Source organism: Bacillus pumilus, assembly GCF_003431975.1.
Classification (GTDB): domain Bacteria; phylum Bacillota; class Bacilli; order Bacillales; family Bacillaceae; genus Bacillus; species Bacillus pumilus_N.
In genome coordinates this window covers 380,178-394,828 of the sequence record NZ_CP027116.1, presented here as the reverse complement: position 1 = coordinate 394,828, position 14,651 = coordinate 380,178, and the positions used below count along the sequence as shown (strand labels likewise).

Annotated in this window: 2 protein-coding genes; both read right to left on the bottom strand. The window is 45.8% G+C overall.

What is annotated here, in order from left to right; translation table 11 throughout:
- Positions 1–61: 61 nt before the first annotated feature.
- The gene (locus C5695_RS01970; protein ID WP_117728685.1) at positions 62–3,898 is read right to left on the bottom strand and encodes a non-ribosomal peptide synthetase; all 3,837 of its coding nucleotides are present in this window, start codon (positions 3,896–3,898) and stop codon (positions 62–64) included.
- 44 nt (positions 3,899–3,942) lie between these two features.
- Positions 3,943–14,634, bottom strand: coding sequence for a non-ribosomal peptide synthetase (locus tag C5695_RS01965; protein WP_117728682.1), 10,692 nt, complete (start codon positions 14,632–14,634; stop codon positions 3,943–3,945).
- Between the last annotated feature and the right edge of the window lie 17 nt (positions 14,635–14,651).

The following is a 14,651-nucleotide window of genomic DNA, read 5'->3' as shown; positions in this document are numbered from 1 at the left end:
GAGTTCCTTTCCTTTTTTGTCAGGCAGGGCTGCCAGCATGCACCCCTGCCTAATCTAAAATTCACAAGACTGCTTCTCTATTTTTTTGATGGATGATCTTTTGGATCAACTGTGCATTTTGAGCGGCACATGCTTTGTTTTTAAACATGTCAGCGTGCTGACCATAGCCCTGATATTGGCGATAAGCACCGGTCGTCGCAGCTTCCCAGTTTTCCATCCACTCTGGTATGGCGATGTGCTCTTCGGATTGAATGAAATCAATGTCCGCTTGTATCTCTCCTTGATTCACCCCCTTAACAAATGTTTCATAGTAGGCCCGTGTTTTTTGAGCAAGCGCTTCTTGGACGAGCTCTGCTTGAGCAAGTTCACTTTGCTTCGATTGATGGACAATCGCTGCTATATCGTCATCAATGGAACGACCTTCTAAATCACTTTCTCCTATTTTCTTATAGGAATCGATCATGATGACCTTTTCGACGGTCCGCCCTGCTTGTTCGAGCAATTGAACAAGCTCAAAGGCTAGGTAGCAGCCGCCAGAGTAACCCATCAAAGTTAACGGTCCTTCAGGCTGAAGGTGCTGGATATACTGAACGTATTCCTTCATTCGGTGATCAGCTTCAATAAAGTCAAAGGCGATCAAACGAACACTATGAAGCGTTTTTGCAGCTTCCTGATAAATAAATCCGTAGCCGGGTAATGGCGGAAGCGCAAAGACTGTTGAAGTTTGAGATTCATTGAATACAAGATAGCCGGCGGCTTCCTGATCATCCTGTTGCTGAATGTAACGGCCGATTGCTTCAATTGTAGGCGTCTCAAACAACAAGTGTATCGGCACCTGCACATCGAATTCCTTCGACACTTTGGACAAAAGCGACATCGCTTTTAATGAATGCCCGCCAAGCTCAAAGAAATGGTCATCTGTGCTGATATCATCTCGTTCAAGCACTTCCCGCCACATCACAAGCAGCTTTTGTTCTACTTCATTTACCGGGAGCTTCACATGACGGTTTCCTTGAGGGGCCTCTGGCTTTGGCAGCTGACGTTTATCAACCTTTCCATTTGGCGTAAGCGGCATTTTCTCAAGTCTGATCAGCTCATGTGGCTGCATGTAAGCTGGAAGCTTTTCCTTCAGCCCTGACTTGATCACATCAAGTTGATCCTTCCACTCTTCCTCACACGTCATATAGGCGAGCAGCCTTGTATGCTGCGTGTTATGCCGATCAGCTATAATCGCAGCTTGTTTTACGCCTGGATGCATGAGAAGGTGAGCTTCAATTTCTGTCAGCTCAATTCGATGACCGCGAATTTTCACCTGATCATCCACTCTGCCCGCATACTCAATCAAGCCGTCTTCTCGAAAATAAGCCAAGTCTCCTGTACGGTACAGCCTTTCTCCCGCAGCAAATGGATGCGTGATAAAAGCTTGTTTTGTCAGATCAGGACGATTCAAATACCCTTTCGCAAGCCCTTTGCCGCTTAGACAAAGCTCTCCGATCATGCCAATCGGCTGAAGTTGTCCGTGCTGGCTCAATATATAAGCCCCTGTCTGGTTGAGCGGCTTTCCGATTGGAATCGAACGCGTCTCTATCGGCAGATCCTCATCTACTGGATAATAGGTGGCGAAAACAGTCGATTCGGTTGGGCCGTAGACATTGATGAGTCTGCCTTTCCCCATGACCGCAAAGGCTTTTCTCACATGATGTACCGATGCCCGTTCTCCTCCAAGCAGCACCTTACGCACACTGCGCATCCAGTCAGTTTCTTCATCAACAAGGAGATTAAATAATGCCGTCGGAACAAACATGACAGAAATGCTTTCCCTTTTAATCAGCTCCGTCAGCTCGCACATGTCTAAAATGGTTTCTTTTTTCGGCAGAACCAGCTTCGCACCGTTTAAAAGTGCGCCATATACATCAAATGTGAAACCATCAAATACGCTGTTGGATAGTGACAGCAGTGTATCTGTTTCTGCAATGGTTAAGTAGTTCGTATTTTTGACTACCCGGGCAATATTGGAATGGGTCGTCATGATGCCTTTTGGCTGACCCGTTGTCCCAGATGTATACATGATGTATGCCGTATCGTGTAAACCTGCTTCAAGTGGCAGATTATCTGAGCTCATCAGTGAAATTTCCTGATCATCTGCAAACAGATACGCGCCATCAAACGCAAGGGCCTTCGTCTGACCAATAAAGGATGAGTGAGTCAGAAGATGCGTCGCCCCGCTGTCTTTCAGCATGTATTGAATACGGTTTTCTGGATAATCGGGATCGATTGGCACATAGATTGCACCGGCTTTTAAGACAGCCAGCAGGCTAACAATCAGTTCAGGCGTGCGGTCAGCTAAAATGGCAATGACTGTTTGATGCTTGGCTCCATTTTTTTGCAAATGCCTTGCCAATCGATTGGCTTGTTCATTCAGCTCCGCATATGTCATCGTGTGCTCACCTGCTGATAATGCCACTGCATTCGGCTGTTTGCGGACATTATGCTCAAACCATTTCGACAAATACAGCTGGTCATGCTCAAGCTCAGGTGCATTCCATTCTTCAAGAATCAGCTGCTTTTCCTGTTTCGTGACGAGTGTGAGGGTATGAATTGATTGATCAGGATGCTTGATCGCCTCTTTCATCAATAGACTCAGCTGCTCCTTTAACCGGTGGACAAATTGAGAATCAAACGCTTTTTTGTTAAAGGCAAGTTTTAATTGCATTTGTTCTCCGGGTGATGCCAGCAAATTGAGATCATAGTTCGATTTTTCATGGACATTCATGTTTTCCACAGTAAACCCTAATCGTCCCTCTTGCTCGTCTTTCTTTGCGGCTGGGACATTTTCAAACACGACAATATGATCAAGGAGTGGCTGCTGACCTGTCTTTGCCTGAATATCATAGATCGGAATATATTGGTGCGGTTCGGCTGCAAGAGACTGCTGCTGTGTTTCTGACAGAAGAGAACGGAATGTGATGTCATCTGTCAGCTGAATTCTCCTTGGGATGACATTGATGAACAAGCCAACCATTCTGTCAACACCAGCCAAATCTGCCGGACGCCCCGATACAACCGTGCCAAACAGGACATCATTTGAACGCTGATACCTGCTCAGCAGAATCGACCAGACCGATTGAAGCACACTGCTTAACGTCGCATTTTGCTGATACGCTAACTCTGATAAAGCAGCCGTTTCTTCTTTGCTCATCGACCATTCGATTTCGCCTAATTCATGTTCATTCGTCTGCTTTCTCTGCTCTTTAAAGGTCGATTGTCCATCAAAACCAGCTAATGATTGCTGCCAGTATTGAAGTGATGCTTGTTTATCTTGTTTTTCCAGCCATTGAATATATTCTTTGTATGGTTTGACTGGTTCCAGCTTGTAAGGGACATCGTGCAAAAGTGCATGATAAATCGCAAATAACTCCTGCACCACAAGCCCAAAACACCAGCCATCAAGAAGGATATGGTGATAGCTCCAGATCCAGCGATAGCTGGCAGGACCTGTTTGGAAAACAGATGCCCGCATGAGAGAATCCTTCGAGAGATCAAATCCTCTCAGCTGATCCTGTTGTTTAAATGTCTCAATATGTTCAAGCTGTTCGTCTTCAGAAAGATCCTGCATGTCCACCACATCAAGTGTAAAAGGACGTTTCTTCAGTACCACTTGGACAGGGCGTTTCACTTTTTCGTGGAGAAACACGGTACGAAAAATATCGTACCGCTCCACGATGACATTCATGCTTTTCTCCAATAAGTCTTGACGCAGTGTGCCCTTTACGTTCATATCCATTTGCTCTACATAAAAGCCCTTTTCTTGGTGATGGAGGGTATGAAACAGCATTCCTTCTTGCATTGGTGACAGATAATACATGTCTTGAACTTGATCCCTTTTAAATGAACTCATCTATTTCATCCTCCCTTCCCGTTTTTCTGACTGATCTCATGTTGTTAGGTCAATTTCTCCTCAAGCATGTCAAAAATGTCGTCCATTTCATCCATTTCAAGGTCACTAGCAGAGAAGTCACTTGGCGTAAATTCTCGTTCGTGCTGCGTTAGGCAATGGGCGATGATGGATTGAATTTTTTCCTTCAGCAATGCCATAAACTGTTGTATCGTCTTCTCTTCATATTCGTCTGTACAATAGGAACAAGACAAAATGAATCGATTGTGTTGAACAAGACCACTGAGATTCAGCTTATAGACAGCTTCTGAATCTGGGCTTGCTTGTCGTCCCATATCATAGGCGGAAGGTCCAAAGAGTTCTGTCGTCACTTCCTGATCAATCTGCCCAAGATAATTCAAGCTGATTTCAGGTTGTACATGCTGTCCTGACGACGCAGTGGCAGTGAGGTATTTTAATATCCCGTAGCCAATTCCTTTATTCGGCACTCGCCGGAGCATCTCTTTCGTCCCTTTAATAGCCTCTGCTATGGTTTGATCCGGCTTTGCTTTCAGTACGACTGGGTACATACTCGTAAACCATCCAACCGTGCGGGAGACATCCAGCCCTGATAAAATATCCTCTCTTCCATGTCCTTCAAGCTGCACATGTACATGGGATTCACCTGTCCACTCATGAACCGCAAGCCCGAGCGCGCATAGAAGAATATCGTTCATTTCCGTTGTGTACGGCAGATGAATATCGGTCAAAAGATGCCCTGTTTCGGACTCTGAAAGCTGCATCTGTACCGCTTTTGTTTGAGCAACTTTCCTTTTCATTACTTCATGATCAACAGGTAAAGTGGTCATTGGCATCCTGTCAATCTCTGTCCAGTACTCACTTTGGCTTTTTAAAAGCTGGGTCTGTGCGTAACGTTCGATCGCCTCTGCCCATTCTTTAAAGGAGTGGGTTTTAGGCGGAAGGACGAGCGTTTTCCCATGAGCTACCTGCTGATAAAGAGACATAAAGTCCTCTAGTAAAATCCGGCATGAGACACCGTCAATAACAAGATGGTGTGTCACGATGAGTAAGTGATCGCCATCTTTTGCATGGAAACAGATCACTTTCATGAGTGGACCTGTTTCAAGGTTGAGCTGGCGCTGATACTCGTTGGCATAGGTGGAAATGGCCTTTTTCACGTCGTCTTCTTTTGAAACATCATGAGAAACAATGGCAAATGGTTCGTTGAGTTTCCGCTGATTGTATTGCAGAATGTCATCATGCTCCTGCCTGTATACCATACGCAGTGCATCATGATGTGAAAGCAGTTTCTGCATCACTTGTTCGGTGATCGAAAGGTCAAATCCATTTGGCGCATGGAGCATCATGGAGAGATTCCAATGATGCTGATCACTGAAGGCTCGTTCAAAGAACCAGCGCTGAATTGGTGTCAAAATGACTTCCCCTTCGACAGGTGATTGATCAGCTGTCAGTTGATCAGCTTCTTCGATATATGGACGGAGCTCGGCAATTGTTGGATATTGGAATAATAGCTTCATATCAAGCTTCCAGCCCGCTTGCGTGAGCCTGCTTGCCATTTGGATGCCTTTAATCGAGTCTCCACCAAGGAAGAAAAAGTGATCGTGAATGCCGACTTGGCTCACGCCAAGAACATCTTCCCAAATACCGCATAGAAGCTTTTCGACTTCATCTCTTGGCGCTTCGTATGCCGTTTGGCTCGATTCCATATCGGGTGCCGGTAATGCTTTTAAGTCGACTTTGCCATTTGCCGTCATCGGCAGGTGGTCTAGCTTGATGATCCAAGAAGGCACCATATAATCTGGCAACGTTTGTTTTAAGCTGTCTTTTAAGTCGGTCGTTTCTTCATTTGTGATGACGTATGCCACAAGCGCATCTTGATCGCTCGCATCTTTGACCGTTGTCACGACTGCTTCTTTGACTTCCGTCAGGGCAAGAAGCTGGGCTTCAATTTCTGACAGCTCAATTCGGAAGCCTCGGATGTTGACCTGATGGTCTTTTCTGCCGAGGTAGATCAGCTCGCCATCTGATGTCCATTTCACTAAGTCGCCTGTACGGTACATGCGCTCTCCTGGATAAAATGGATCTAGGATAAATCGTTTGTTGGTTTCCTCTTGCAGGTTCCAGTACCCTCTAGCCAGTCCTTTTCCTGCGATCACAAGCTCACCCGGCACGCCTGGCGGCGAGAGGTCATATAACGAACCCATGATGTAAAAACGAGTATTGGCAATCGCTGTTCCGATCGGAAGCGTGCCTTGATCTGGTTCGATGATCCCACTTGTCGCCACGACTGTGTTTTCTGTTGGTCCATAGTTATTGACGAGTTTATATGGAACAGGCTTCACCTGTTTCAGCTTGTCTCCTCCTGTCAGTAAGTAACGCAGTGAATGATTGTCCATCGACATAAACTGCTCACATAGCTGAGTTGGTAGGAATGCAACAGTGATATTTTCGTCATTGAAATACGCATTGAGTTTGATCATATCGAGACGAATGGCTTCCTCGATGATGTGCAGCTCTGCGCCGGCGATCCATGTCGGGAACATTTCCCAAATGGAGGCATCAAAGCCAAAGCCGGCATATTTAGCGGTTCGATCCGCATTTGTCACTTGGAAGGCATCATTGTGCCAGAACGCAAGATTGACAAGGGATTGGTGCTCAACCATGACACCCTTCGGCTGTCCAGTCGTTCCAGATGTGTAAATCATATAGGCGAGATCTGTTGGTTTCATATGAACCTGAATCTCTTGTGCTTCGCCTTCAACCGCATCTTCTATCGATAGAACATGACCTGTGAATGAAGATGGTGCAGTCAATCCTTTTTGTATGAGAAGTACCTCTGCCCCGCAGTCTTCCAGCATGTAAGCAATACGCTGAGCAGGATAATCCGCATCAATTGGAACGAATGCCGCACCTGACTTGAGAACCCCAAGGACAGCTGCCGTCATGTCCAGCGATGGACGGGTGAGAATACCAACGCGGTCTCCTCGTTTTATGCCGTTTGAGATGAGTCTTGAAGCGACTGTATTCGCCCGATGATTCAGTTCTTCATACGTCCAGCTTGTTCCACAGAAGGTTGCCGCTTTTTGGTGAGGCGCTTGATACGCCTTAGCCTCAATCAGTGCATGAACCGTTTGATCTGACGGAACGTCTAGGTCAGGCCCTGACCATTCATTGATCAGCTCTTGTTTTTCCTCTTCCATTAACATCGAAAGCGATGATATTGGCTCATTTAGTTTTGCCAGCATCTCGTCTATGATTTGTTCAACATATCGACTCCAACGCTGAATGGTCTTCTTTTTAAACAGTGCCGCTGCATACTCAAAACGCAGGCCCACTTGATCTTGTTCTTCAAATACACCAAGCGTCACATCAAATTTTGCTTGAACTGTCTCTTGCTGTTTTTGCGAAAGCTTGAGACCATTCAAATTCGGTAACGTCAGGTCTCTGTCATCCGTTGTCAGCATGACACTAAACAATGGGTTGCGGCCAGTGTCTTTCGGAAGATCTAACTGTGCTACCAATTCCTCAAACGGAAAATCTTGATGCTCATAGGCTGATAGGTTGCGATCTTTCATTTTTTCAAGCAATTGTGCTGTCGTTTCTTCCATCTGCACTTCATGCCGAAGGGCCAGTGTATTCACAAACATGCCTGGAACTCGTTCGATTGAAGCATGAGTACGTCCTGCTGTCACAGCGCCTATGACGATATCTGTCTGACCAGTTAATTTGGACAAGAATATGGAAAATGCTGTTTGCATCACCATGTTCATGCTCACACCTTTTTCAGCCATAAGCGTTTTAATGGATTGCACCTTTTCAGCAGATAACCATCTATCGACTCGGTCTCCTTCAAATGACTGAACATGAGGGCGCGGAAAATCAAGTGGCAGCGCCAAATCTTCTGGCGGCTCTGCGTATTGCTCTAGCCAATATTGACGCTGTTTCTCGAGCAGCGCTTGCTGCTTTTCTTCTTGCTGCCATACCGCATAATCCTTGTAATGCAGCTGAACTGGCGGTAACGTCTTTTTCTCATACAGCTCTGTCAATTCTTGAATGAGCAGACTGCGTGTAACACCATCTGCAATGATATGGTGCATATCCATCATGAACACATATTTCTCATCAGAAAGCTTTGCCACTTTTGCCCTCATTAATGGTGCTTGATGTAATGAGAATGGAGTGATGAATGCGTCTATGATAGGCTCTACTTGCCCCTCCTCGACTTCAACAACCTCTAACGTAAACGGCACTTGGCGATAGACTTTTTGAACTGGTACGCCGTCAATTTCTACAAAGGCTGTACGCAATGATTCATGGCGTTCGATCAAGGATTGAAGCGCTTCTTCTAGCTGCTTCACATCAAGGCTGCCTTCCATGATCAAAACGGCAGGCATATGATAAGTCACTGCTTCTGGATGCAGCTGCTGCAGGACATACATACGCTTTTGAGCAGAAGAGACTGGGTAGAAATCTTGCTTTTCCGCCGGCTGAATGGATGTCATGTCTGAAGAATTTACTTTTTCCAAATAAGCTGCCATCGCCCGTATCGTTGGCTTTTCAAAAAGGATTTTGAGCGGCACATGTTTGTTCAGCTTGGCTTGCATCTTCGAAATGAGCACCATGCCTTTGAGGGAATGCCCTCCCAATTCAAAGAAGTGATCATGAACACCGATTTGCTCAACCCCAAGAACTTCTGACCAAATGTCACACAGCGTCTCTTCAAGTGCCGTTTCTGGTGCTACATGCGCCGCACGGTTCATATGCATTTCATTTGGAAGCGGCAGAGATTTTGCATCCACCTTTCCGTTTTGTGTAAGCGGAATGTGATCCACTTTGACAAAATACGTTGGAATCATATAATCCGGCAATGTCTCCGCAAGCTTTTCTCTAAACGTTAGTGTTCCAATAGGTTCTGGTGCTGTGTAATAAAGTGCAAGCTCCGGTAAACGGGACATGTGAATCACTTTGACATATACCTTTGGAATGGATAATTGCGCACGTGCGGCATGCTCTATTTCCTGTTTCTCAATACGATAGCCGCGGATTTTCACTTGATCATCAACTCTTCCAAGAAATTCAATGTCTCCATTTGCATGTTGTCTGACCAAATCTCCTGTACGATACATCCGCTCTTCAGGAAAATACGGATTTTCTATAAAACGTTCTGCTGTTAATTCAGGCTGATTCAAATACCCTCTCGATACACCTTCCCCAGATATATAAAGCTCTCCAGGTGCGCCATAAGGGACAAGACGCTTCTGCTGATTGAGTGCGAGCACTCTTGTGTGAGCAATTGGCTGCCCGATCACAGAGCGATCCTTCAAAGCGCCGAGCTCATGCGGTGTGATCAGCTTGGTCACAGTTCCAATGGTTGTCTCTGTCGGGCCATAGTGGTTCATCACTGCCACATATGGGTGCTGCTCCATAAATGTTTCAACATCCTCAGAGACAATCGGTTCCCCTCCAAGTACCACAAGGCGTAAATCGTTAAATGCATGATCCTGTGAATCTGCCATCATATGAAATAATGATGGTGTCATTTTGATGTAAGTCAGCTCTTGTTCATCAATCAAACACATCAGACGGACCGGGTCTGTATACACATCTTCACGAGGCACATATAGTGTTCCCCCTGCTTTTAAAACTGGGAAAATACTTGTGTAACCGAGATCGTATGCATAAGAAGAAAGCAGAGCCGTCCGATCGTAATCTTGCAATGTCACCTCATTTGTCAGCCAGTTGACGTAGTGTGATAGATTACGATGCGTGAGCTGAACGCCCTTCGGCTTCCCTGTTGTCCCAGATGTATAAATCACGTAAGCGAGCTGATCGGTTGAAACTTCTGGCAGATCTATCGTGCGGCTTTGATGTACTGCTTTTTCAACCTGCACGACCTGAACCGGCTTGTGATGTTGATAGAAACCTGCAAGAGACTCATTTGTCACGATCACTTGTGCACGTGAATCCTCTAATGTGTAGCGGATACGTTCCGCAGGGAAAGCCGGATCAATTGGTACAAATGCACCTCCTGCTTTCATCACGCCAAGCATTGAGACAACGACATAGACAGAGCGGTCAAGAATCAGCGCTACAGCTTCTTCTTTCTCGACGCCACGTATCTTCAGTTCTCTGCCTAATGCATTTGACATATCTTCCAGCTCGCGGTAAGTGAGCCTCCGTTGATCATCCATCACCGCAATGGCATCTGGTGTTTCTTTTGCCTGACGTGAAAATTGGACATGGAATGGCTCATGACGATTCGTTTGCTCACCGTCTTTTTTCTCAAGCCGCGCTATTTGCTCATACTGATCAAGGATACGGAGCAAGCCAATCTGTTCATGCGGGTGTTGGACCGCTTCACGAATAATCGCCAGAAGATGAGATGCGAACCGGCGGACAGTCTCTTCTTTAAATAACGCCGCTGCATAGTCAAAGCTTAGCTTTAGTGCTCCCTCTCGTTCAAATGCTTCTAGAGACAAGTCAAATTTGACTGAGTGATGGTGAAGAGCATAAGGCGAAATGTGCAGATCGCCAAGCTTTAGCGCAGGAACCTCCATGTTCTGCATGTTAAATGACACGCTAAAGAGTGGGCTCCGGGTTGTATCTCGATCTAACGGAAGACGTGCAATTAACTCTTCGAGCGGATAGCTTTGATGAGCAAAAGCGGCAAGACTCGTTTCTTTTATTTCTTCAAGCAGCTGTAAAAATGTCTTCGTTTGTTCTGGTTTTCCGCGCATCGCAACAGTGTTGATAAACATGCCGGGCATGTCCTGTATATCAGGATGTGTCCGTCCTGCAACAGGCGAACCAACGATGATATCTTCCTGACCGCTATACGAGGCAAGCAGCACTTGAAAGGCAGATAACAGGAACATGTACATGGTTGTATCTGTTTTCTGAAGCAACTCTTGAATCCGCTGAGTCGTCGCTTGATCACAGCCAAACATGAATCGTTCTCCGGAAAAATCACGTACCGCTGGACGCGGTGCATCTGTTGGCAGTTCTAAAACCGGCAAATCCCCTTCGAATTGCTTCAGCCAATACGCCTCATGCTCCTTCTGTTTCTCCATTTCTTCCTCACTCAACTGCCAGACAGCGTAATCTTTATAATGAATGGCTCTTTCTCCAAGAGCTTCGCCATCATAAGCCTTCGCCAAATCTTGAATGAACGTCTTCATGGAGCTACCATCTGTGATGAGATGATGTGCTTCCAAGACGAGAAGATGACGGTTCTCTCTGACCTTCAACAATTGTGCTCGCAATAGAGGCGCTGCTGTTAAATCAAATGGTGTTTGACGTTCAGAAAGAAATGCCTCCGCCTCTTCCTCCTTAATGTCATGAACGGGAATGTCAAATGCCGTCCATTCATTCACCCTTTGGACGATGTGTTCTCCATTCATATGAAAGCTCGTTCTTAAGATCTCATGTGTTTGGATCAATTGATCAAACGCTGACTTGAGCCGCTGGTATTCAAGTGTCCCTTCAAGCGTTAAGACGATCGGAATATGATAATTCGTGCTGTCTGGTTCGAGTGTCTGCAAAATGTATAAACGGCGCTGAGCTGGAGATACCGGATATTCATCCGCCTGCTCTGCTGGTAAAATCGGATGCATTTTTTCTTCTTGACCATCCTGATCGATAGATGCCGCTAATGAACGAATCGTTGGCTTCTCAAAAATCACTTGAATCGGTACTTCCTTTTGAAGCACCTCTTGAATTTCCGCGGACATCATCATCGCTTTGAGAGAGTGCCCGCCAGCCATGAAGAAATGTTCATCTACGCCTACCGTTTTCCCAAGGAGCTCCTCCCAAATTTGAGCGAGTGCCTTTTCCGTCTCAGTCTCAGGCGGAATGATCTTCATTTCTTCCCGTTGCGCTTCATCCGGCTTTGGTAACGCTTTTCGATCTACCTTTCCATTCGATGTGAGCGTAAAGGCATCCAGCTTCATCACATGGTGCGGTACCATATAAGCTGGGAGCTCTTGGTTGAATAAATCCCGCACCTCTTCTTCTGTCATCGTTCCCGTGAAGTAAGCGGTGATTTCCTTTTCATCTGAAAACGTATGAACAAGCACAACCGCATCATCTATGCCCGCTTCTTGCTGAAGCACTGTTTCGATTTCACCAAGTTCTATTCGGAAGCCTCGAATTTTCACCTGATCATCTGTCCGGCCGAGAAATTCGATCTGGCCATCTGCACCATACCTAGCCAAATCCCCTGTACGATACATACGCCCTGCCGGCTTAAAGGGATCTGCCATAAACACTTGATCGGTCAAATCTGGACGATGGAGATATCCACTTGAGACACCATCTCCCCCAACATACAGCTCTCCTGGCGCTCCAATTGGCTGTAATCTTTGATCATCATCTAAAATATAAGCGGACGAATGATTGATCGGCTGACCAATTGGGATCGAACCCGTTTCATCTCCTTTTATTTCGTAAATGGTCGAGATGGTTGTATTTTCTGTTGGGCCATAGGCATTTAGTAAAACAAGTGCTGGATGATGCTGTTTCACAAGCTCCGCACTCTTCACATTGATCACGTCACCGCCTGTAATTAATGTGGTTAATCCTTTGAACATTTGCGGACGCTGCTGAGCGAGCTGATTAAATAATCCAGTCGTTAAAAAGAGTGCCGTCAACTGATGTGTTTGAATAAATTGTTCAAATCGATGGATATCCAATAAAGTATCGCGGTCAACAGGATACAGTGTCGCGCCATTCAGCAGCGTGGTAAAGATTTCAAAGGTAATGGCGTCAAAGCTGACAGCCCCTGTATGTGCCATACGATCCGACTTGGTCAAGCCTAATTTATCCTGAGAGCAAGCCAATCTCACAATATGCTGATGCTCAATTTGAACCCCTTTCGGTCGTCCAGTTGATCCCGATGTATACATGATATACGCCAAGTGAGATGGAGACGTCTTGGCTGATAAATCCACGTGTGAATGGTTAGACATGTCTGCCACATGAACAGTCTTAATGCCCTTAACAACTGGCGGCTGACTGTCAGCATGAAGCAAAATAGATGCACCGCTGTCTTCAAGCATAAATCGGATTCTTTCCTCAGGCTGCGATGGATCAATCGGTACATAAGCTGCCCCTGCGTACAGAACTGCTAAAATAGTGATGACCGCATCAGCTGATCGATCCATAAACACTGCGACAGCATCTCCGGGCTGTACGCCTTTTTCAACAAGACTGCCGGCTAACGGGCGGATTTCTTGTCCAAGCTCCTCGTACGTAAATGTTCGGTCGCCTTCAACTAATGCCAGGTGGTCAGGCTGCGCCTTCACCCGTGCATCGAGCAGCACAGGAATAGATAGATGCTTCGGATAATCCCGCTCCGTCTGATTCCACGCTTTTATCTGCTGCTTCTCCTCTTCCGTGATACATGTCACATCACGAAGGTGTACTTCAGGGTTGTGGATGACTTGCTTCATGAGATGAGTCAAATGTTTCGATATGTTTTCAATCACCTTTTCTTCAAAAGCCAAGGCATTGTATTTGATTTTCAATGTCCACGTTTCACCTGGATAAACAAGAACATTAAGATCGAAATTCGTTTGTTCAAAGCCGTCCTTTACATCAATGGAGAAGCCAAGACGTGCAGACATGGTGTCACCAGACAGCTCCTGATCTAACGGATAGTTCTCAAAACCAACCAAATGATCAAAGAGCTGCCCTCCAGCGGCTGTCTTCTGCTGAATGTCATAAAGCGGCATAAAATCATAGTTTTCCGCTTCTAGTGCATGCTGCTGAACCTTTTGAAACAGCTGTTTGAACGTCTGCTCCTGATCCAATGTCACCCGAACAGGGATCGTATTGATAAACAGACCAGCCATACGCTCAATCCCAGACACACTTGGAGGTCTGCCCGATACGACGGTTCCGAATGTGACATCATCTGCTGCATGATAGGTGCCTAATAGAACAGACCAGACAGCCTGAAACAGGTTCGGGGCTGTCACTTGGCATTGTCTTGCTACATTTTGAATGGCTTGTACTGTTTGAGCATCCCATGTAAACGTCCATTCCTGATGTTCATATTGTCCGTTTACTTCCTTTTGCAGCAACAGCCCTTGATGCTGAACAGCTCCGTCTAAACGCTCCTTCCAATAGCTTTCCGCTTCTTGTTTGTTTTGCTTTCCAAGCCACTGGATATAATCTGCATAAGGTTTTCCTTGTGAGCGATCCGGCGTTCTGCCATTCCGATAAGATTCATAGTAATGAAACAGTTTTTTCATTAAAACACCCATGGACCACCCATCCATGATGATGTGATGGTTGCTCCAAATCAGATGCCAATTTGTTTCATTTAATTGAAAAACAGCGACCTTCAACAACAGATCATTCGTTAAGTGAAACCCTTGCTTTCTCACTTGTTTTTTATATTGGTCTAATACCTTTTGCTGCTCTTGATGATTCAGGTGAGACAGGTCCTCTCGATACACATCTAGATGACGTTCAGCCAGTACAACCTGACGAGGCTTTTGCAACTGTTGATAGACAAAGGCTGTACGGAGAATGTCATATGTCCGTATGAGCTCATTGAGACTTTTTTCAAAAAGATCGTGGTCAAACTCTCCGCTTATTCCTAGCTCAAGCTGTGTGAAATAAGAGGAGGAATTAGGGTCTAGCATGGCATAATACAACATGCCCTCCTGCATGGGTGTTAAAGGATATACCTTTTGAATCTTCTGCTTTCTCATAAGTCCACCTCTTCGTT

What these genes read in the sequence shown, in the direction of transcription:
- C5695_RS01970 (WP_117728685.1), bottom strand. Translation starts at nt 3,898, where the DNA reads ATGAGTTCATTTAAAAGGGATCAAGTTCAAGACATGTATTATCTGTCA.
- C5695_RS01965 (WP_117728682.1), bottom strand. Translation starts at nt 14,634, where the DNA reads ATGAGAAAGCAGAAGATTCAAAAGGTATATCCTTTAACACCCATGCAG.